The sequence below is a fragment of the Pseudonocardia autotrophica genome (assembly GCF_003945385.1).
Lineage (GTDB): Bacteria > Actinomycetota > Actinomycetes > Mycobacteriales > Pseudonocardiaceae > Pseudonocardia > Pseudonocardia autotrophica.
Genome location: NZ_AP018920.1, coordinates 3,863,969 through 3,884,393 on the forward strand (window position 1 = coordinate 3,863,969; position 20,425 = coordinate 3,884,393).

The following is a 20,425-nucleotide window of genomic DNA, read 5'->3' on the forward strand; positions in this document are numbered from 1 at the left end:
CCCGGGCCGCGGTTCACTCGAGTGATCGCGATCCGGTGCAGGTCTGGTGCCGCCGACGGCACCTGCCCTCCACCGGACGGTGATCAGGTGTCCCGGGCCACCCGGTCGGCGGCGGCCTGCAGCAGCGGGACGGCGGACTCCAGCAGCGTGTCGGTCATCCGGGTGGTCGGCCCGGAGATGGAGATGGCGGCGGGCAGCGGCCCGTTCAGCGCGACGGCGACGCAGCGCACCCCGAGCTCCTGCTCGCCCTCGTCCAGCGCGTAGCCGGCGGCCCGGACCTTGTCCAGCTCGGCGTCGAAGGTGTCCCGGTCGGTGATCGTGTTGTCGGTGTGCGACACCATCTCGGTGTGCCGCATGATCTCCCGCACCCGGTCCGGGGCCATCCGGGCGAGCATCGCCTTGCCGACGGCCGTGCAGTGCGGTGAGACGCGTCTGCCCACCTCGGTGAACATCCGCATCGAGTGCCGGCCGGGCTCCTGCGCCACGTAGACGACCTGGTTGCCCTCCAGCAGCGCCAGGTTGGCGCTCTCGCCGAGCGCGTCGACCAGCTCGGCGAGCCGCGGTCGCGCCCACACCCCGACCAGCCGGCCCGCGGCGTCACCGAGCCGGACCAGCCGGGGGCCCAGCGCGTACTCGCGGGAGGACTGCTGGCGCACGTAGCCGCGACCGGCCAGCGTCCGGACCAGCCGGTGGATCGTCGGCAGCGGCAGCCCGGAGGACGCGGCCAGGTGGGACAGGCTGACCGTCCCCCCGGCGTCGGCCATCGCCTCCAGGAGGTCGACCGCCCGCTCCACCGACTGCACGGTGCCGGAACGGACCGGGGCGGCGGATCCGCCGGCGTCGTCGTCCCCGGTATCGCTGTTCCGCATGACGAAAACCCTAGCCGTTCGGTGATCCTCGGTGCAGCAACCGCCGCAGCCGCACCGGTTTGACAGCGCCCGGAAGCCGTGCTCGGATCAGAATCATTCGTCGGAACGCGTCTTCCGTATCGTGGAACTCCCGGAGGAGTCGACACCAGTGCCGAGCATCCCGCCGACCACTCAGCCGATCGCTCAGCCGATCACACTGCCGCTGCCGCTCACCGCGAACTGCTCGATCCTGTTCCCGGACCTGCCGATCACCGCGCGGCCCGCCGCCGCGGCCGCCGCCGGCTTCGACGCGGTCGAGTTCTGGTGGCCGTTCGAGCGGTCGGTGCCCGGCGACGCCGAGATCGACGGGTTCGTGACCGCGGTGTCCGACGCCGGGGTCGTGCTGTCCGGCCTGAACTTCACCGGTGGGGACATGGCCGCCGGCGAGCGGGGCATCCTGTCCGATCCGGCGCGCCGCGCCGAGTTCGCCGACAACGTCGACGTCGCGGTCGGCATCGGGGAGCGGCTCGGCGCCACCGGATTCAACGCGTTGTACGGCAACCGGCTCGACGGTCTCGACCCGGCCGCACAGGACGAGGCGGCCGCGGAGAACCTGGCGCTGGCCGGGCGGGCGGCGGCCCGGATCGGCGCCGTCGCGCTGCTGGAGCCGATCAGCGGGATCGACCGCTACCCGCTGCGGACCGCCGCCGACGCCGTCGCGGTGCTCGACCGGACCGGATCCGACGACGTCCGGCTGCTGCTCGACGTGTTCCATCTCGCCGTCAACGGCGACGACCCGGCCGCCGCGATCGACCAGCACGCCGACCGGATCGGGCACGTCCAGATCGCCGACGCACCCGGCCGCGGCGAGCCGGGCACCGGGACGTTGCCGATCGCCGCGCTCGTCGACCGGGTGGTCGCCGCCGGCTACCGCGGGCGGATCAGCCTGGAGTACCGGCCCGTCACGGCCGATCCGTTCGGCTGGCTGACGGTCCGCTGAGCCGCGGGGGCAGCTCGCCGGAGCACACGGCCGGGCGATCCGCCGGCCCGATCGCGTCGTTGCTGACCCTGGGCGGGCGCGACGCCCGCGATCTCTTCCCGGCCGTCCAGTGGGCGCTACGCCCGCATTTCCGTCCCCGATCGCCCGATCACGTCGTTGCTCGACCGGTGGGCCTCACGCCCGCGATGCTCTCCCGGGGCCGCGGGACCCGCCCGACGGCGGCAATCGCCCGGACCGCAGCCTCAGCCGACGGGTACGCACTGCACCGCAGCAGAACCTGACGGGCGCGCAGCGGCAGCAGCTCCGCCCGGCCGCCGCAGCCGGCGAGATGCACCCGCACACCCCCGTCCGGCGAGCGGGTGGCAACCCCGCCGAGAGCCTCGGTCGCCGGGCCGTCGAACTCGCTGACCCCGCCCAGGTCCAGTACGACGTCCACCGGTCCGGTGCCACACGCCCGCTGCGCATCGATCATCCGGGCGATCGCCTCGGCACCCCGCCGGTCCAGCCGGCCGGTCACCCGGACCAGCCGGACGCCGGGGGCGGCCGGTTCGACTGCGAGCCCGGTCGCCGGGTCGTTCCGCACGAAGTCCTCCTCGTCGTCGCGCGGCCCCCTGCGGACCGCCTGACCCCGGGCTTCCCGGTCTCCGTGCGGTTACACCGGCACCGCAGGCTGGATCGATCCGGCGGTGCGCCCGGCGATTCATTGGCCCGGACGCCCCTGTGCGTGATATACATCACCCGCCGTCGGGCCGGACACGACAGTCCCGACTCGACGGAGCCCTTCGACCCTGCCGTCCCCCGGGGTGCCGCGTCAGTATTGGCGGGTCGGCCTCGGGGGCCGGTGCACGCAGGACCCACCACCCGCCGCTGGGGAGCGGGCGGGTGGCGCCCCATGGCCGGAGCCGGCGCGTTCGGGACCGCCGGCTCCGGCCATCAGGCGCTCGGCCCGTCGGCCCGGATCCACGGCGTGCGTGCCCGCTACGTCGGGTGTCCCGGCAGCACGGCGAGGCAACCGGTGGCCGGTCACCGGCGACGGCGCACGGCGCGCGGCGGCACCGGATCGTCCGGCGTGCAGCTGCGGCGAGCAGCGTCAGGCCGTCCCCTGGTCCCGGTAGCGCTCCTCCAGCTCCCGGATCTCGCCGAGACCGACGAGCTCGGCGAAGGGGTCCACGCCGCCGAGCCGGTCGAGCATCGCGGCCGGCGTGCCATCGGCACGCAGCACCCGCAGGAACTCCCCCATCGCCGCGGTCGCGGCCAGCAGGGTGCCGATCGGGAACAGCACCAGCGCGAACCCGAGCTCGGCGAGCCGCTCCAGCGACAGCGGCGGGGTGCGCCCGCCCTCGGCCCAGTTGAACACCAGCTTGTGTCCCTGCAGCGCGGACGCGACCTGCTCGATGTGCGCCTCCGAGGTGGGCGCCTCGACGAAGAGCAGATCGGCGCCGGCGTCGGCGAAGCGCTTGGCCCGGTCGACGGCGGCGTCCAGGCCGTCCACCGCGGCGGCGTCGGTACGGGCGATGATCAGCAGGTCCGGGTCGCTCCGGGCGTCGACCGCCGCCCTGATCTTCGCCGCCATCTCGCCGGCCGGGACGACCTGCTTGCCCGACATGTGCCCGCACCGCTTGGGCATGACCTGGTCCTCCATGTGCAGCGCAGCGACCCCGGCCCGCTCGTAGTCGCGCACGGTGCGGATCACGTTGACCGGGTTCCCGTAGCCGGTGTCCGCGTCAGCGATCAGCGGCAGGTCGACGGCGTCGGCCAGCCGGGCGGCGTGCGCGGCCATCTCGGCGCCACCGAGCAGCCCGACGTCGGGGCGCCCGAGCAGGCCCGCCGTCGAGCCGAAGCCGGTCATGTACACCGCGCCGAACCCGGCCTGTTCGACGAGCCGGGCGGACAGCGCGTCGTAGGCGCCGGGGGCGAGCAGCGGCTCGCCGGAATCGAGCAGGGCACGCAGCCGGGCACGCCGGTCGCCGGGCTTGCTGAGCAGGTCACCCACGGCAATCCTTTCATCGTTGTGTACAACCAGACCCAGCCTGCCTTCGTCACACCGGGATCACCACCCATTGGGGGTCGGTGGGTGACCTGACACACTCGGCAGTTGCATACAACTGGAGGTGGATGATGTCCGAGGCCACGCCCCGCCGGGCCTCCGAGCGGGCCCAGACGGCGCTGCGCGAGCAGATCCTCTCCGGCGACCTGCCCGGTGGCACCCGTCTCGGCGAGGTCGAGCTCGCCGAGCGGCTCGGGCTGTCCCGCACCCCGGTCCGCGAGGCGTTGTCCCGGCTGGCCGCCGAGGGTCTCGTCGAGCTGCACGCGCACCGCGGCGCCCGGGTCACCGAGTTCACCGAGACCGACCTGGAGGACATCTTCGACGTCCGCCGGGCGCTGGAGCCGCGCGCGACCGAGCGGGCCGCGGGCCGTGCGAGTACAGCCGACCTCGACGAGCTCGACGCCCTCGCGCAGGAGATGCTCGCGATCGGTTCCCCCGGCCCCGGCCAGGACCTCGACCGGCTGGTCGAGCTGAACCAGCGGTTCCACGCCCGGCTGCTCGAGATCGCCGCCGCCCCGACGCTCACCGCCGCGCTGGCCGGCGTCGTCCACGCGCCGGTCGTGCTGCGGACCTTCCACAGCTACGACGCGGCGTCGCTGGCCCGCAGCCTCGCGCACCACGTCGAGATCGTCGCCGCGCTGCGGGCCGGCGACGGCGGCTGGGCGGCCGCGGTGATGGTGTCCCATCTCGCCAACGCCCGCGCCGTGATGACAGCGGCTCGGGGGGTTCTCCCCACTGCCCCGAGTGGTGTGAACCGGAACGATGGCTGTTCGTGACCGAAACTCGGCCAGCGGCTCCCCGTGATCTCTCCGACCGGCTCCGCCACCCCGTACCGCACCTGTTCGTCTACGCGTTCGCGATCGTCCCCGCCATCGCGCTCGTCGCCGCCGTACCGCTGGCCTGGGGCTGGGGCCTCACCTGGCTCGACGCCGGTCTCGCGCTCGGGATGTACGTGGTGTCGATGCTCGGTGTGACGGTCGGATTCCACCGCTACTTCACCCACGGATCGTTCAAGGCGAACCGGCCGTTGCGGATCGCGCTGGCGATCGCGGGCAGCCTGGCCGTGCAGGGCCCCGTCCGGCACTGGGTCGCCGACCACCGCAGGCACCACGCCTACGCCGACGTCGAAGGCGACCCGCACTCCCCGTGGCGCTACGGCACCTCCCCCGCGGCGCTCGTGCGCGGGTTCTGGCACGCCCACATGGGCTGGATCTTCGACCGCTCGCTCACCGACCAGCGCCGATTCACCCCCGATCTGCTCGACGACCCCGACATCGACCGGGTACACCGCGCCTTCTCCGCCCTCACCGTCGTATCGCTGCTCGGTCCCGCACTGATCGGCGGGCTGGTGACCTGGAGTTGGTGGGGTGCGCTCACCGCGTTCTTCTGGGCCGGGTTGGTTCGCGTTGCGGTGTCGCACCACGTGGCGTGGTCGACGAACTCGATCTGCCACCTGGTCGGCGAGCGTCCGTGGCGGGCCCGGGACCGGTCCACCAACGTCTGGATCCTCGCGATCCCCAGCATGGGCGAGTCCTGGCACAATCTGCACCACGCCGACCCGACCTCGGCCCGGCACGGTGTCGGCCGGTGGGAGATCGACATCTCGGCGGGCACCATCCGGCTGTTCGAACTGCTCGGCTGGGCCCACGACGTGCGCTGGCCGACCGCGAAGCGGCTCGCGAAGCTCGCCGCCCGCCCGGAGCAGGCCCCGGCGACGTGAGCAGCGCCGGGTGCGCCGGCCGCGTGAACGGGGCCGGCGCACCGGCAGTGTGAACCAAGCCGGCGCACCGGCAGGTCAGCGCACCGGCACGACGTGCACCGGGCCGTCGGTGTGCACCCGGCAGACGTCGCCGGTGCGCCAGCCCTCCCCCGCCGCGGCCCGCACCCGGACCGCCGGACCGCCCTCCGGACGGGCGGTCACCAGCAGAGCCTCGCCGAGGAACTCGACCTGCTCCACCGCCGCGAGCGCGCCGACGTCGCCGGGCCCGGTCTGCGGGGTGAGCCGCAGCTGCTCCGGTCGCAGCACCGCCAGCACCTCACCCGCCGGCGCACTGCCGGGCCGCAGCGGCGCCGATCCCAGCGCCGTCCGCACCCGGTCGCCGGTGGCCGTCCCGGGCAGCAGCGCGGCGTCGCCGACGAAGCCCGCGACCCGGGCGGTCGCCGGGGTCGCGTAGAGCTCGCGCGGTTCGGCGGTCTGTTCGAGCAACCCGTCGTGCAGGACGGCAACCCGGTCGCTCACCGACAGCGCCTCCCGCCGGTCGTGCGTGATCAGCACCGCGGTGGAGCCGGCGATCCGCAGCGCGGCGACGGCGTCCCCGCGCACCTGCTCGCGCAGGCCGGCGTCCAGTGCCGAGAACGGCTCGTCCAGCAGCACCACCTCCGGTCGCGGTGCCAGCGCGCGGGCCAGCGCGACCCGGCGGCGCTCGCCGCCGGAGAGCTGGTGTGGCATCCGGTCCGCCTTGCCCGCGAGGCCCACCAGGTCCAGGAGCTCGGCGACCCGGTCCCGGGCCACGGCGCGGGCCGCCCGGTCCGGACGCAACCGGGCCAGCCCCGTCGGCGCCAGGCCGAACCCGACGTTGCCCCGCACGTCGAGGTGCGCGAACAGCGCGCCCTCCTGCGGCACCAACCCGACCCGGCGGCGCTCCGGTGCGACGCCGGTGACGTCCACCCCGCCGACCAGCACCCGTCCGGCGTCCGGCCGGTGCAGCCCGGCTGCCACCCGCAGCAGCGTCGTCTTACCGCTGCCGCTGGCCCCCAGCACCGACACCAGCTCGCCCGCCCGGACGTCCAGGTCGACGCCGTGCAGCACGGGATCTCCCCCGTACCCCGCGACGATCCCGCGCACCGTCAGCGTCATCGGTCCCCCGTCATAGGTACTCGGTCGTCGGAGCGCCGCCGGTCCGCCGCCCCCGGCCGCCGGGAGGAGTCGCCCGGCCGCTCGGTCCCGGCCCGGACCAGCAGGGCCGCGGGCACGCAGGCCAGCAGCAACAATGCCAGCGCCGCCGGGGCGGCCGCGCCGTAGGCACCCAGCGAGGTCTGCGCCCACAGCTGGGTGGCCAGCGTGTCCACCCCGGTCGGACGCAGCATCAGCGTCGCCGGGAGCTCCTTCATCGCGGTCACCATCACCAGCAGACCGCCGGCGGCGACCCCCGGCCAGGCCTGCCGCGCGGTCACCGCCCACCAGGTCGCCGGTCCGGACCGGCCGAGCGTCCGGGCGACCTCCTCGGCCTCCACCGGGACCCGCTCCACCGACGCCCGGGTCGCCCCGACCGCCTTCGGCAGGTAGAGCACCGCGTAGCCGAACACCAGCACCGCGGCCGTCTGGTAGAGCCCGGGCACCACGGCGAGTGAGAAGAACACCAGCGAGAGCCCGACGACGACGCCGGGCAGGCCCTGCCCGAGATAGGCGGTCGACTCGACGGCGGCCACCAGGCGTCCCCGGTAGCGGGCGGCCAGCATCCCGACCGGCAGCGCCATCACCACCGCGAGCACCGCCGCCGACCCGGCGAGCAGCAACGTCGACCAGGCCGCCGACGCCAGCCGGGCCCAGTCGACCGACACCCCGCCCGCGGCGACGATCCGGCCCACCAGCACCACCGGCGGCCCGAGCAGCGTCACCGCGGCGACCGCCCCGAGCCCGGTCACGGCGAATGCGGTGCCGCCCCGGCCGAGCCGGGCCGGCGGGATCCGGTGCACCGCGGTGGTCGCCCCGGCCCGGGTCCAGCGGCGCCGGGCGGTCCGCTCGGCCACCACCAGCAGCAGGGTCAGTGCGGCCAGCACCAGCGCGGTCACCGCGGCACCGGTGCGATCGATCGTGCCCTCGTAGGCGGCCTGCACCGCCCAGGTGAAGGACTCGTAGCGCAGCAGCGCGGGCGCACCGAAGTCGGACAGCGTGTACAGCGCCGCGAGCAGCGTCCCGGCGAACGCGGCGGGCAGTGCCTGCGGCAGCGTCACCCGGCAGAACGCGGCCACCGGGCCACGGCCCAGCGTGCGTGCCGCGTCCTCCGGACCGGTGTCGGCGGCGCGCAGCGCGGCCGCCGCGGGCAGCGTCACGTACGGCGTGCAGGCGAGCACCAGCACCGCCACCAGCGGCACCAGCCCGCGCGACTCCGGGCGGACGGCGAGCACCGCGAACGCGAGCAGGTACGACGGCACCGCCAGCGGCAGCGCCGCCAGCACCCACCAGAGTCCGGGGCGGGGCAGCCGGACCCGGGCCAGCAAGGTCGCGGTCAGCAGTCCCAGGACCAGGCAGCCGGCGGACACGAACGTCACCAGCAGCGCCGAGTTCACCGCCAGGGTGACGGTCCGGGACCGGACGAGCAGGGCGAGCACCCGGTCCGGATCGGCCCCGGCGACCCGGACCAGCAGCCAGACCAGCGGCAGGGCCGCCAGTGCCGCGACGACGAGGGCCGCGGCCACCAGCAGCCGGGGCGGACGGGAACGCACGGGCGGGCCCGCCGGAACGGAGCGTTCCGGCGGGCCCTGGTGCGGCGCACGGCGCCCGGCGGTGCCGGTGCGCTCGGCGCGATCGGTGCGGTGGAGCACGCTCAGAGCAGACCGACCTCGGTCAGCAGCTGGGTCGTCGCGTCCAGGTCCTTGAGGTCGGCCAGGTCGACGTCCGGGGCGCCCATCTCGGCGAGCGCGGGCATGTCGGCCGGCCCGGCGACGCCCTCGATCAGCGGGTACTCGCCGGTCTCGGTCGCGAAGTACTCCTGCGCCGGCTGCGAGACCAGGAACGCCACGAGCTCCTGCGCCTCGGCCGACTCCGCCGCACCGGCGAGGATCGCGGCGCCGGTCACGTTCACCAGTGCGCTCGCGGTACCCGGCGCACCGAACTTCAGCGCCGTGTTCGCCGGCGTGGTCTCGGCCGCGGCCACGTAGTAGTGGTTGATCAGGCCGACGTCCACCGCACCGTTGTCCACGGCCTCCAGGATGGCGGTGTTCCGCGGGAAGATCTGCGGGTCGTTGTCCCGGATGTCGGTCAGCCACTGGCGGGTGGCGTCGTCGCCGTCGACCAGCCGCATGGCGGTGACGAACGCCTGGAACGACGCGTTGGTCGGGGCGATCCCGACCCGGCCGTTCCACTCCGGGCCGGTGAGCTCCTTGACGTCGGCCGGGACCTCGGCCTCGGGCACCCGGGTGTTGTACGCGAGCACCCGCGCCCGGCCGGTCAGCCCGACCCAGGAGCCGTCGGTCGAGGTGTACTCGGCCGGGACGGCACCGGTCACGTCACCGGGCAGCGGGGCGAAGGCGCCACCGTCCGCGAGCGCACCGAGCGCACCGGACTCCTGGGAGAGGAAGACCTGCGCCGGCGTGTTGGCGCCCTCCTCGCCGAGCTGCGCGGCCATCTCGGTGGTCGAGCCGTACCGGGTGTCGACGGTGATGCCGGACTGCTCCTGGAACTGCTGGATCAGCGGCCCGATGAGGTCCTCGTCGCGCCCGGAGTAGAGCGTCAGGCTGCGCTGGCCGTCCTCCGCCGGTGCCGGCTCGGCCGGTGTGCCGCCGCCACAGGCGGCGACCAGCAGAGAGACGGTGAGGAACGCGCCGGCAAGCACGCCGCGTCTCGTCGATCGGGTCACGTGAGGGTCCTCCGAGGTTCGTTCGCACAGGCCCGGAAAGCCGGGAGTGTCCGATCACTCCCGTTCCGGGCGAGGGCAGGCTAACCTCTGGCCAGGTTCCCCGGATCTCCCGAGAATTGAGGGGGTGCTCAGGCGTGGTGCGGGTACTCCTGGTGGACGATCACCGGTCGTTCACCGATCTTCTGACGCTGGGTCTGTCCGCCGAGCACGATCTTGTCGTGGCCGGTGTGGCGCACTCGGTCGCCGACGCCCGGCCGCTGCTCGCGGCGGGGTGCGCGGTCGACGTCGTGCTGCTCGACGTCCGGCTGCCCGGCGGCGGCCTCTCGCTGCTGCCCGCGGTGCACGACGCCGGGGCCCGCGCGCTGGTCCTGACCGCGCACCCGCGCCCGGCACCCGCCCGGGAGGCGCTGGCGGCGGGCGCCGCCGGGTTCCTCGGGAAGGACACCCCGCTCACCGGGATCGTGGCCGCGGTCCGCGCGGTCGCCGCCGGCGGCACCGCACACGGCGTCCCCGCCGTTCCCACGCCGCATCTCACCCCGCGCGAGGCGGACGTGCTGTCCGGGCTCGCGCACGGCAGGGACGCCACCCGGATCGCCGCCGGCCTGGGCCTGTCGCTGCACACCGTGCGCGACCACGTGCGTGCGGTGCTCGGCAAACTCGGTGCCCGCTCCCAGCTGGAGGCCGTGGTGGAGGCCGAACGCGTCGGACTGGTGGCGTTCGATCCCGAGGGTGAACCGGCGGCTCCGGCACGGCCGCACGCGCAGCCGTGACGATCGTCCGCCGGACCCTGCTCCGGCACGCTCTCGCCACCCTGGCCGCGGTGCTGCTGGTGTGCGCGCTGGTCGTGACCGGGGTGTGGTGGCTCGCGCACGACGAGGCGGAACGCCGTGCCGAGCAGGTCTCGCACCGGGTCGCGGCGGCCGTCGTCGTCCCGCTGGCGGACCGCGATCTGGCCGCCGCCGGGCCCGAGGCACGCAGGCAGCTGCTGGAGGACGTCGCCCCGTTCCGCCACGTCGGGATGGTCAGCCGGGTCAAGATCTGGCTGGTCGAGGGGCCATCGGCGCGGGTGGTGTTCTCCGACGAACCGAAGGTCGAGGGACTGACCCGGCGGTTCGACCCGGATCTCGCCGCCCGGCTGGACGGCGGCGCGGCCGTCGTCCTCGGCGTGCCGGCCGACGACGAGCACCGCTACGAGCAGGGCCCGAGCCAACGCGAGGTGTTCCTCGGCTTCACCGACGCCGCGGGCCGCCCGGCGCGGCTCGAGGTCTACGTCCCGGTCGACGTCACCGGGGCCACGATCCGCGCGCTCGGACTGCTCGTGCCGCCGGTGATCGCCGGGCTGCTGGCGGTGGCGCTGGCGGTGCTGCCGCTGTCGGTGGCGCTGGCCCGGCGCCGGGACCGGGAGCGCGCCGAGCGCCGGGACGCGGCACTCTACGGGCTGGCGGCGGGCGAGCTGGCCCGCCGCGACCTGGCCCGCCGGCTGCACGACGACGTCCTGCCCGGCCTCGCCTCGGCCGGGATGATGCTCGACCTGGCACCGGCCCGGCCGGAGCTGCTCTCCCGGGCCCGGGAGAGCGTCGGCGACGGGATGACCCGGATCCGCTCGGTGCTCGACGAGCTGCTGCCCGACGAGATCGACGCCGCCGGGCTACCCGCCGCGCTGCGGGCACTCGCGGCGACCGGCGAGCCGGTCGCCGTGGTCGAGATCGGGGCGACCGGCGGACTGGGTGACCGACCGGCCGTGCTCCTGCACCGGATGGCGGGCGAGCTGCTGCGCAACGCGCGGGCGCACGCGTCGGCGGGCCGGATCACGGTGCAGCTCGCCGTCGCGGGTGACCTGGCCCGGCTCACCGTGTCCGACGACGGGACCGGCTTCCGGCCCGACGCCCGTCCGGCGCCGGGGCACGTCGGGCTCCCGCTGGTCCGCCGGGCTGCCGAGGACGCGGGCGGCCGGGTCTCCGTGCGCAGCTCCCCCGGCGCCGGCACCGAGGTCGTGGTGGAGGTGCCCGCGGCCTGAACCGAAGGTGCACGGTGTGCGCGGAAGCACTCTCGGCAAACTTGCACTCACTGCATGATTGTCCCGTAAGGTAGTTGCGTGACGTCAACTACTCGCTCCCCGGAGGAGATCGCCGCCCGCCGCCGCGACGTGCTGCTCCCACTGACCGGCCTGCTCATGGCGCTGTTCGTCGGCGTGCTGTCCAGCACGATCGTCTCGAACGCGCTCCCCCGGATCCTCGGCGATCTCGGCGGCACCCAGGCCGAGTACACCTGGGTGGTCTCGGCGGCGCTGCTGGCGATGACGGCGTCCACCCCGATCTGGGGCAAGCTCGCCGACCTCTACTCCAAGAAGCTGCTCGTCCAGGTGGCGATCGGGATCTTCCTGGTCGGGTCGCTGCTGTGCGGGCTGGCGGTGTCGACGTCGCAGCTGATCGGCTTCCGGGTGCTGCAGGGGCTCGGCATGGGTGGTCTGCAGGCGCTCACCCAGGTCGTCATCGCGGCGATCATCACCCCGCGCGAGCGGGGCCGGTACATGGGCTATCTGTCGGCGATCATGTCGCTCGCGGTCGTCGGCGGACCGCTGCTGGGCGGCGTCATCGTGGATTCCCCGCTGGGCTGGCGCTGGTGCTTCTTCGTCGGCGTTCCGCTGGCCGCGATCGCGCTGGTCGTGCTGCAGCGCACGCTGAACATCCCCACCGAGAAGCGCGACGACGTCACGATCGACTACCTCGGCGCCTTCCTCATCGCCGCCGGCGTCTCCGCGCTGCTGCTGTGGATGTCGCTGGCCGGCAAGCAGTTCGCCTGGACCTCGCCGACCTCGATCGGGCTCATCGTGGGCGGGATCGTGCTGCTGGCGCTGACCGTCGTCGTCGAGCGGCGGGCCAAGGAGCCGGTGGTGCCGCCGTTCCTGTTCCGCGACCGCACCGTGGTCCTCGCGACGATCGCGAGCCTGTTCGTCGGCGTCGCGATGTTCGGCTCGACGATCTTCCTCTCGCAGTACTTCCAGCTGGCCCGCGGCGCGACCGCCACCGAGGCCGGCTTCCTGACGCTGCCGATGATCGGCGGCATGTTCCTCGCCTCGACCGTCGCCGGTCAGCTGATCACCCGCTACGGCGCGTGGAAGCGCTACCTGGTCGCCGGCGGTGTGCTGCTGACGGCCGGGCTGACGCTCGGTGGCACGGTGATCTCCTCGACGGTGCCGTACTGGCAGGTCGCGCTCACGATGGCGCTGATCGGTCTCGGCGTCGGCGCCACCCAGCAGAACCTGGTCCTGGCGGTCCAGAACACCGTTGCCCTGCGGCACATGGGCTCGGCCAGCTCCACGGTGACGTTCTTCCGGTCGCTCGGCGGCTCGGCGGGTGTGGCCGGGCTGGGCGCGCTGCTGGCCTCGGTCGTCGGCAGCCGCACGGCGACCGGCCTGGCCGACGCCGGTCTGGCCGACGGAGCGGGCCCGGTCAGCGGCGGGCAGGTCCCGAACCTGGCCACGCTGCCCGAGCCGGTGCGCGCGATCGTCATGGAGTCCTACGGGCACGCCACCTCGATGATCTTCCTGGTGGCGGCGCCGCTGGCGTTCCTGGCGCTGCTCGCGATCCTCGCCCTGCGCGAGGTGCCGCTGCGCGACACCATCGACCTGCCCGCGGAGCCGACCCACGGCGACGCACCCGGGCCGGTGCTGCACGGCGTGGTCCGCGCCGACGGTGCACCGGCCGGCGGTGCCGTGCTGACCGTGCTCGACGGCCACGGCGCCGAGGTCGGCAGCACCCGGGCCGACGCCGACGGCCGGTACCGGCTGTGCGTGGCGACCGGCACCGTGTCGACGGTCTACCGGTGGGAGGGCCGCCCGGCCGCGCACCGGGTGACCGTGCCGCAGGAGGGCCTGCGCCTCGACGTCGATCTCGAGCCCGATGACGGCAGGCACCGGCCGGAGATCGTGTCCGTGATCGATCCGCCGGCCCGCAAGAACGTGGGTGCCGACCATGGCTGATCCCGCACCCGGCCGGCGCGAGCGGAAGAAGGCCGCCACCCGGACCGCACTGGCATCGGCGGCGCTGCGGTTGTGCAGCGAACGCGGCCTCGAGCACGTCACCGTCGAGCACATCGCCGACGCCGCCGACGTCGCACCGCGCACGTTCTTCAACTACTTCACCTCCAAGGAGGAGGCGGTCGTCGCGGGCAACGCCACCTCGACCGACGTGCTGGTCGAGGCGTTCGCCGCCCGGCCCGCGGACGAGCCGGTACCCGTGTCGCTGCGGCACGCGCTGCACGCCGTCGTGTCCGATCCGCAGCACCGGGATCGGGTGCTGCGGATGCGGGTGCTGCGCGGGCATCCGACGCTGCTGGCCCACCAGCTCGCCGCGTTCGTGGCCCAGGAGCGGGCGCTGGCCGAGGCCGTCGCGGCACGCACCGGGGCCGATCCGGCCCGTGACCTCTACCCGATGCTGGTCGCCGCGGCGACCGTGACCGGACTGCGGGTGGCCGTGCAGCACTGGCTCGGCGATCACGGTCCCGATCCGCGGGACCCGGATCTCCCCGAGCTCGTCGACGAGGTCATGTCCCATCTCGACGCCGGCCTGCGCACCGTGACCGGGGCACCGGCCTGAGCCGGTCCGGCCCTCGGGGAGGATCACCGGCGTGACCGTGACGACCCTGGACCGGCCGACTCCGACCCCGCTGGAACTCACCCTGCACACCGCCGACGACCCGGCGGCGCCGGTGCTGCTGGTCGTTCCGGCGATGGGGATGCGGGCGTCGTTCTACGCGCCGTTGCTGAGCGCGCTGCGCGACGCCGGAGTCTCGGCCGCGGTCACCGAGCTGCGCGGGCACCAGGCCCACCCCGCGCCAGCTCCCGGCCGTCGGCACGACTTCGGCTACGACGAGCTGGTCGGGGATCTCGCCGCCGCGGTCGAGACGGTCCGAGAGCTGCTCCCCGCGGCCCCGGTGCTGCCGCTCGGGCACAGCCTGGGCGGTCATCTCGCCGCGGCCTACGCGGCACGCCGGCCGGACCGGATCGCCGGGATCGCGCTGGTCGCGTCCGGCAGCGTGCACTGGCACGCCTGGGGCGTGCGGCACCTGCTGCGGACCCAGGCGGTGGTCGCCGCCGCCACCCTGCTCGGCCACTTCCCCGGGGATCGGATCGGCTTCGCCGGCCGCGAGGCGCGCGGGCAGATGGCCGACTGGGGGCGGTGGGCGCGGACCGGGCGGCTCGCGTTCGGGCGGCCCCGGATCGACCACACACCCTCGATCGCCGAGGTGCGATTGCCGGTGCTCGGCCTGACCTTCGCAGGCGACACCCTGGCGCCGGGCTTCTCGGCCGACGCGCTGCTCGCCATGTTCGGCAACGCCCGGGTCACCCGCGAGCACCTGGAGATCGACGCGACGCAGCCGCACTTCGGCTGGGCCAGGGATCCGGGACCCGCCGCCGAGGTGCTGACGCGCTGGGCGCGGACCGCGACCGCCTGAGCGCCCCGCACGAGCCGCCCGCGCACCGTGACCGGGGCGCTGGTCCGCATCGTCCTGTCTGACAGCACCCCGACGACCACCCCGCCGACCGGGCCGAGCAGCACCGGTAACGCAGCACGTCCGATCACCGACCTGATCTTGGACGATCCAGCGGTGGGAGGGGGCAGGCGTGGGCAAGCCGGACCAGCCGCGTGGACCGGACGGCAAGTGGATCCGCAGGCCGGGCGGGATCGTCCTGGCCATCGCCCTGACCCTCGGGGTGATCGGCATCGGCTCGGGTGGCGGTGCTCTCGGCGGCTCCACCGCCTCGGCGCCGCGCGGGTCGGGCGGCGGCTCGTCGTCGCTCCGGGCACAGGATCGCGACACGACGGCCCTCGTCGCCCGGCTCGCCCGGGCCGGACGTGTCGTCAGCCGGCTGGACGTCTCGTTCGACGACGACTGCGCGACCCACTCCTACGGCCAGGTGCAGGAGTTCTTCCGGTCGACCCCCTGCACCGGCCTGCAGCGCAGCGTGTTCGAGGTCCGGGACAGCGCGCGACCGTGGTCGTGGCGGTCGCGGTGGTCGACCTGCCCACCGCCGACGACGCCCGAGCGTTGCAGACCCTGACCGACACCTACGGCACCGGCAACGTGCAGGAGCTCCGGACGAGCCGTCGCGTGCAGTGGACCGGCCGGCACTACGCCTCCGGGCTGGAGGGAACGGCTGTCGCGAACGCGCAGGCCGAGCCGGTCGGGCGTGCCCGGGCGGCCACAACGCTGGCTGATGCGGTCGCCCGGGACGCCCTCACCCCGTGATCCCGGCGGGGCTGTGGAGCTGGGTCACACGCCGGTGGAAACCGACTCGTGCCACGGGATGACCAGCTTCTTCGTCGTGGTCACCGCCAGATAGAGCATCGAGCCCAGTACCGCGAGCAACACGATCACCGCGAACAGTCTCGGCGCGTCCAACGCGTTCAGGCTCGACACCACCAGGAAGCCCAGGCCGGCGCTGCCACCCAGGTACTCACCCACGATCGCCCCGATCACCGAGAACACGATCGCCACCTCGGCACCCGCGAACACGTACGGCAGCGTCGAGGGCAGCTCCAGGTTCCGGAACGTGGCCCACCGCCCCGCCCCGAGCCCGCGCATCACGTCGCGGTGCCCCCGCTCCACCGACCGCACGCCGAGCATCACGTTCAGCATGATCGGGAAGAACGCCAGCAACGCCGCCATGATGATCTTCGAGGTCGGGCCGAACCCGAACCAGATCACGAAGATCGGCACGAACGCGACCTTGGGTACCACCTGCAGCGCCACCAGCGCCGGCTGTACCGCCCGCTGCAGCCAGACCACGCGTCCCAGCACCGAGCCGACCGTCACACCGGCCACCAGCGCGATCCCGAACCCGGCCAGCACCTCGAACAGGGTGATCCCCACGTGCCCCCAGATCTCGGGGCCCGAGAACAGCTCGACCAGCGCCGAGCCCACCGCCGCCGGCGCGGGCAGGATGAACTCCGAGACCCCCACCACCGAGACCGCGAACTGCCAGCCACCCAGCAGCAACGCCAGCATCACCGGCCCCGAGACCCACGGCAGCCGGCGCATCCACACCGACTCCCCGTCCGGGCCGGCGGCGCTGTCGCCACCCGGACCCGGCGATCCCGGCCCCGGCGCGCGGGCGCCGTCCGGTCCCGCGGCATCCGGGCCGCCGGCGATCGCCACGCCCGGCGCACCGGCTCCGCCCGGCGCACCCGCAGCATCCGGGTCACCCGCAGCCACCGATCCCGGTCCGTGCATCCCGTCCCGCTCCGGCACCTGTCCCCCTCGCTCGACCGTCGTCATCGCGTCTCAGTCCTCCCGGTCCAGCTCACGCCGCAGCCCGGCCACGATCTCCCCGAACTCCTGCTCCGACTCGACCCCGGCCGCGCGCGGCCGGGCCAAGCCCACCGGCACCACCGATCGGATCCGGCCCGGCCGCGGCGTCAGCAGCACCACCCGGTCGGCCAGGAACACCGCCTCCGGGATCGAGTGCGTCACGAACACCACGGTCGCCCCCGAGACCGCGTGGATCTGTTGCAGCTCCAGGTTCATCCGGTCCCGGGTCAGGGCGTCCAGCGCCCCGAACGGCTCGTCCATCAGCAGCACCGACGGATCGCACGCCAGCGCTCTGGCGATCGCCGCCCGCTGCCGCATGCCACCGGAGAGCTCCCGCGGGTAGGACTCCTCGAACCCGGACAGGCCCACCGTCGCGCACAGCTCCGCCGCCCGCGCCCGCCGCGCCGCCTTCCCGGCGCCGCGCAGCTTCAGCGGCAGCCCCACGTTCTCGGCGACCGTGAACCACGGGAACAGGTTCGCCTCCTGGAACACCAGGCCGAACTCGGCGAACACGGCGTCGTCGCGGCGTCCGGCCACCCACGCCGGGCGGCCGCCCGCCTCGACGCTCCCGGCCGATGGCGCCAGCAGGCCGGACAGGATCCGCAGCAGCGTCGTCTTCCCGCAGCCCGACCGGCCGACCAGCGACACGAACTCGCCGCGGCCGACCTCCAGGTCGATCGACGACAATGCGTGCACCTCGCCCCGCCTCGTCGGGTAGACCTTGTCCACCCCCGACACGCGGATCCCGACCGCCCGGGACGCGAGGTCTCCCGCCGTGCGCGGTGCCGTGTCCTGCGTCATGCCCATCTCCTCCTCGGATCGAGCGCTCTCGGTGGTGGTCACGGCGTGGCCGCCGCGGAGACGGACCCGTCCAGCCAGTCGCCCGGGTCCAGGCCCGACGGGAGCTGGCCGATCCCGGCCACCTCGTCGTAGGTCGCCTGCCAACGCTGTGGGGAGATCCCGGTCGGGCCGTCACCCGCGTTGTAGGACTCCACGTAGGCCGACAGCGCGGCCGTCGCGACCTGCGGGTCGTCCAGCGCGGGGACCTGGTACCGCGAGCCGATCAGCCGCATCGTCTCGGTGAAGCCGTTCGCCTCGTCCTCGGTGATGAAGCGGGTGGCGTCGGCGATCGCCGCCAGGTAGCGGCGGAGCTTGTCCTTCTCGTCCGGGTCCTCGAGCATCGCGGCCGAGGTCGCGTAGACCTGGGAGCCGGCCGAGATCGCGTCGTTCGGGTCGTAGACGACGGCCTCCGGGCGGGTGGCGTCGAGCACCATCGCGGTGTCGAGCGAGACGATGAAGGCGTCCACCCGGCCGCCCTGCACCAGCTCGAAGACGCCCGGGCTGAGCCCGACGACCTGGCGGCGGACCTCCTCGGCCGGGATCCCCGCGGAGCCGGCGACCAGGTCCAGGGTGATCGAGCTGGTGCCGCCCTCCGACGGAGTGCCGACCAGCTTCCCGGCGAAGTCCGCGGCGTCGGTGACCGGCGCCCGGTCCGCGGAGATCATCCGGATCGGGCCCTTGTGGACCACCGAGCCGATCGCGACCAGCGGCGCGCCCCGCTCGCCCGCGGCGACCATCGTCTCGATGTCACCGATTCGCGAGATCTCGGCCGAGCCGGCCAGCAGCGTCTGGATGGCCGGTGCGGAGCCCTGGGTGGCCTCGAAGTTCACCTCCAGCCCGTGCGCCGCGAAGTGGCCGTTCGTCTCGGCGACCATCTCGGCCGCGTAGCCGAGCGACTCCATCGGCAGGATGTTCAGGAAGGTGATCTCGTCGACGTCGGTGTCCCCGCCGGGCCCGCCGCCGCAGCCGGCGAGCACGAGCCCCGCCGCGAGCAGCGCGGCGACCAACCGGCCGGTGGTGGTGGGTGACATCAGGCTTCCTCCGTGTGTGGGGTGGGGAGCGTCATCCGGGCATCGCCCGGTTCAGCAGGTCGACGGTCCCGGCGGTCGCGTCCAGCCGGATCCGGTCGCCGGTGCGCAGCAGCCGGACCGGGTCGCCGTCGAGGTCGGCGAGTGCCGGGACCCGGGTGACGACGGCGCCCAGCGCGGCCTTGGTCGTCGTGACGGTGAAGATCATTCCGAGCGGTGCGGTGCCGAGCAGCCGGGTCGTCTGGAAGAACCCGGACCAGCCCGAGGAGCCCTTCGCCCCGGGGAACACCAGGATCCGGCCGGTGAAGCAGACCCCGGCCAGCGGATGGCGGGCCTCGATGATCGTGCCGGTAGCGGGATCGATCCCGCCCCAGCCCGAGATCGTCTCCTCCGAGACCAGCGCCTCGCCCTCGACGACGCCGGGCACCACCGTGCGCCCGCGCAGCACCGTGCGTGCCCCGCTCATCGCAGCTCACCGCGCCAGCGGCCGGTGACGGCGGCGTCGACGCACTCGGCGGTGCTGCCGAACCAGGCCTCGATGCCCAGGATCGCGGGCAGGTAGTGCGCCTGCTTGGCCGAGTCGGTCGCGAACACCCTGGTCCCCTCCGGTGCGGCCCGCGACATCGCCGGGCAGGAGTCGGTGAGCACCCGGCCGCCGGCGCGCTCGATCACCGCGGTGTAGCCGGAGCGTTCGGCGACGGCGGCCAGCGCACGCGGGGCCATGATCCACAGCTCGGTGCCCGCGTGCAGCCGACGGCCGTCGAGCGCACGGGCCGCGTCGCGGATCTGGTCCAGCGACGCGTGCGGGCAGCCGAGCAGCACGAAGTCGACGTCCGGGCTGTCACCCTGGTCGTTGAGCCGCTCGTACATCGCCCGGCGCTCCGCGGCGCCGTAGACGAGCGGCTCCGGGACGCGCGCCCCGCCGAACGCGGCCTCGGTCGTCGGCGCCTCCGGGGTGACGCCCGGGATGTGGTACATCTCCACCCCGCCGGACGACGCCGCGGCCGCCCCGAAGTGCTTGAGATCGGTCAGGTCGGGCAGCGCGTGATCCCCGGTGACGACCGGGCGGGCCTCCTGCACCGCGTCCCCGGTGAAGTAGCCGAGCAGGCCCCAGTCCAGGAACGTCGCCACCGGGGTGTCCACCCGCACCAGGTGCGTCCCGCGCCGGTGCTCGTCGTGGTGGTTGCCCCAGCAGGGCACCCGGCCGGTGAGGCTCGCCGCGCCGGTCGATGCGGTCCCCTCGCAGTTGGTGCGCGCACCCAGCACGGCGTTCGCGTAGACCACCGCGGACGACTCCATCCACGCGCAGTGCTCGCCGCGCACCGGCAGGTTCCCGACCTGGTAGGGGGTGCAGGTGGCGAGCACCGACACGCCGCGCCCGCCGTAGAACACCTCGGCGTCGCTCTGCAGCGCGACGAAGTCCGCCGGATACGGCACGACATCCACCGAGTCCGGCCCGAAGCCCTGCTGCAGCTGACAGGTCGGGACCGCCATCGGCGGGATCGGCAGTGTCTCGTCGGCGTCCAGGTTGATCACCGAGAACGCCCGGTCCCAGCCGCCCTCGGCCACCAGCCGGGCCTTCAGCGGGGACGGCTGGGTGGTCGTCCCCGCGACGTTGCGGACCGTGCACAACCGCTCGGCGTCCAGCGCGGCCGCGTAGCGGATCAGCAGGTCCATCGCCGCGGCGACGGCGGGGCCGTCCGCACCGTCGCGCATCCTTCGCTCGTCGTCGGTGAGGATCACGCCGCACCTACCGCGGCGGGGTCCGT

At 74.3% G+C, this 20,425-nt stretch carries 21 protein-coding genes; 10 read left to right on the forward strand and 11 right to left on the reverse strand.

The features are described 5' to 3' along the window. Window positions 1-83 precede the first annotated feature (83 nt). The gene (locus tag Pdca_RS18035; RefSeq protein ID WP_085911182.1) at window positions 84-869 is read right to left on the reverse strand and encodes an IclR family transcriptional regulator; all 786 of its coding nucleotides are present in this window, start codon (window positions 867-869) and stop codon (window positions 84-86) included. Window positions 870-1,026: 157 nt separating this feature from the next. Here Pdca_RS18035 and Pdca_RS18040 point away from each other — a divergent pair, with 157 nt between their 5' ends. Beyond that, the gene (locus Pdca_RS18040; RefSeq protein ID WP_232021696.1) at window positions 1,027-1,848 is read left to right on the forward strand and encodes a hydroxypyruvate isomerase family protein; all 822 of its coding nucleotides are present in this window, start codon (window positions 1,027-1,029) and stop codon (window positions 1,846-1,848) included. 148 nt (window positions 1,849-1,996) lie between these two features. Here the strand turns inward: Pdca_RS18040 and Pdca_RS18045 are convergent, their stop codons facing one another. Continuing rightward, window positions 1,997-2,431: an STAS domain-containing protein gene (locus Pdca_RS18045; RefSeq protein ID WP_085911183.1), complete on the reverse strand. Its 435-nt coding sequence runs from the start codon at window positions 2,429-2,431 to the stop codon at window positions 1,997-1,999. A 507-nt stretch (window positions 2,432-2,938) separates the two neighbouring features. Further along, a complete protein-coding gene (locus Pdca_RS18050; RefSeq protein ID WP_085911184.1) occupies window positions 2,939-3,841 on the reverse strand; it encodes an isocitrate lyase/PEP mutase family protein in 903 nt (300 codons plus the stop codon). Window positions 3,842-3,966: 125 nt separating this feature from the next. Here Pdca_RS18050 and Pdca_RS18055 point away from each other — a divergent pair, with 125 nt between their 5' ends. Together Pdca_RS18055 and Pdca_RS18060 are read left to right on the forward strand one after the other, a co-directional pair. Next, window positions 3,967-4,671, forward strand: coding sequence for a GntR family transcriptional regulator (locus Pdca_RS18055; protein WP_085911276.1), 705 nt, complete (start codon window positions 3,967-3,969; stop codon window positions 4,669-4,671). Further along, entirely contained in the window at window positions 4,668-5,615 is a 948-nt protein-coding gene (locus Pdca_RS18060) for an acyl-CoA desaturase (protein WP_085911185.1), read from the forward strand. Before Pdca_RS18055 ends, Pdca_RS18060 begins: the two co-directional genes overlap by 4 nt. Before the next feature lie 75 nt (window positions 5,616-5,690). Here Pdca_RS18060 and Pdca_RS18065 read toward each other — a convergent pair whose 3' ends face one another. Genes Pdca_RS18065 through Pdca_RS18075 form a run of 3 tightly spaced genes read right to left on the reverse strand, consistent with a single transcriptional unit; the run spans window position 5,691 to window position 9,474 of the window. Beyond that, entirely contained in the window at window positions 5,691-6,752 is a 1,062-nt protein-coding gene (locus Pdca_RS18065) for an ABC transporter ATP-binding protein (protein WP_085911186.1), read from the reverse strand. Beyond that, window positions 6,749-8,440, reverse strand: coding sequence for an ABC transporter permease (locus tag Pdca_RS18070; RefSeq protein WP_232021035.1), 1,692 nt, complete (start codon window positions 8,438-8,440; stop codon window positions 6,749-6,751). Before Pdca_RS18070 ends, Pdca_RS18065 begins: the two co-directional genes overlap by 4 nt. A 2-nt stretch (window positions 8,441-8,442) precedes the next feature. Continuing rightward, entirely contained in the window at window positions 8,443-9,474 is a 1,032-nt protein-coding gene (locus Pdca_RS18075) for an iron ABC transporter substrate-binding protein (RefSeq protein ID WP_085911187.1), read from the reverse strand. Window positions 9,475-9,608: 134 nt separating this feature from the next. Between Pdca_RS18075 and Pdca_RS18080 the strand changes: the two genes are divergently transcribed. The 7 genes from Pdca_RS18080 (at window position 9,609) to Pdca_RS18110 (ending at window position 15,726) form a co-directional block, all read left to right on the forward strand. Next, the gene (locus tag Pdca_RS18080) at window positions 9,609-10,244 is read left to right on the forward strand and encodes a response regulator transcription factor (RefSeq protein WP_125911457.1); all 636 of its coding nucleotides are present in this window, start codon (window positions 9,609-9,611) and stop codon (window positions 10,242-10,244) included. Then, window positions 10,241-11,491, forward strand: coding sequence for a sensor histidine kinase (locus Pdca_RS18085; RefSeq protein ID WP_085911189.1), 1,251 nt, complete (start codon window positions 10,241-10,243; stop codon window positions 11,489-11,491). The genes Pdca_RS18080 and Pdca_RS18085 overlap by 4 nt, the downstream gene beginning before the upstream one ends. Window positions 11,492-11,569: 78 nt before the next feature. Further along, on the forward strand, window positions 11,570-13,456 hold the full coding sequence (locus tag Pdca_RS18090; protein ID WP_232021036.1) for an MFS transporter: 1,887 nt from the start codon (window positions 11,570-11,572) through the stop codon (window positions 13,454-13,456). After that, window positions 13,449-14,072 carry an acyl-CoA-like ligand-binding transcription factor gene (locus tag Pdca_RS18095; RefSeq protein WP_085911278.1) on the forward strand — a complete coding sequence of 208 codons (624 nt, stop codon included), beginning with the start codon at window positions 13,449-13,451 and terminating at the stop codon, window positions 14,070-14,072. Before Pdca_RS18090 ends, Pdca_RS18095 begins: the two co-directional genes overlap by 8 nt. Window positions 14,073-14,103: 31 nt before the next feature. Then, the gene (locus Pdca_RS18100) at window positions 14,104-14,931 is read left to right on the forward strand and encodes an alpha/beta hydrolase family protein (RefSeq protein WP_085911191.1); all 828 of its coding nucleotides are present in this window, start codon (window positions 14,104-14,106) and stop codon (window positions 14,929-14,931) included. Between the two features lie 169 nt (window positions 14,932-15,100). Then, window positions 15,101-15,538: a hypothetical protein gene (locus Pdca_RS18105; RefSeq protein ID WP_085911192.1), complete on the forward strand. Its 438-nt coding sequence runs from the start codon at window positions 15,101-15,103 to the stop codon at window positions 15,536-15,538. Beyond that, on the forward strand, window positions 15,526-15,726 hold the full coding sequence (locus tag Pdca_RS18110) for a hypothetical protein (protein ID WP_125911458.1): 201 nt from the start codon (window positions 15,526-15,528) through the stop codon (window positions 15,724-15,726). Before Pdca_RS18105 ends, Pdca_RS18110 begins: the two co-directional genes overlap by 13 nt. Window positions 15,727-15,750: 24 nt before the next feature. On the opposite strand, the gene Pdca_RS18115 is transcribed toward Pdca_RS18110, so the two are convergent. Genes Pdca_RS18115 through Pdca_RS18135 form a run of 5 tightly spaced genes read right to left on the reverse strand, consistent with a single transcriptional unit; the run spans window position 15,751 to window position 20,399 of the window. Next, window positions 15,751-16,755 (reverse strand): ABC transporter permease, encoded by a 1,005-nt coding sequence (locus Pdca_RS18115; protein WP_232021037.1) that lies wholly within the window; start codon window positions 16,753-16,755, stop codon window positions 15,751-15,753. Between the two features lie 6 nt (window positions 16,756-16,761). Further along, complete coding sequence (locus Pdca_RS18120) at window positions 16,762-17,589, reverse strand: ABC transporter ATP-binding protein (RefSeq protein ID WP_085911280.1); 828 nt, start codon at window positions 17,587-17,589, stop codon at window positions 16,762-16,764. 38 nt (window positions 17,590-17,627) lie between these two features. Then, complete coding sequence (locus Pdca_RS18125; RefSeq protein ID WP_085911194.1) at window positions 17,628-18,659, reverse strand: ABC transporter substrate-binding protein; 1,032 nt, start codon at window positions 18,657-18,659, stop codon at window positions 17,628-17,630. Window positions 18,660-18,690: 31 nt separating this feature from the next. Further along, on the reverse strand, window positions 18,691-19,122 hold the full coding sequence (locus Pdca_RS18130; RefSeq protein ID WP_085911195.1) for an aconitase X swivel domain-containing protein: 432 nt from the start codon (window positions 19,120-19,122) through the stop codon (window positions 18,691-18,693). Then, complete coding sequence (locus Pdca_RS18135; protein WP_085911196.1) at window positions 19,119-20,399, reverse strand: aconitase X; 1,281 nt, start codon at window positions 20,397-20,399, stop codon at window positions 19,119-19,121. Before Pdca_RS18135 ends, Pdca_RS18130 begins: the two co-directional genes overlap by 4 nt. Between the last annotated feature and the right edge of the window lie 26 nt (window positions 20,400-20,425).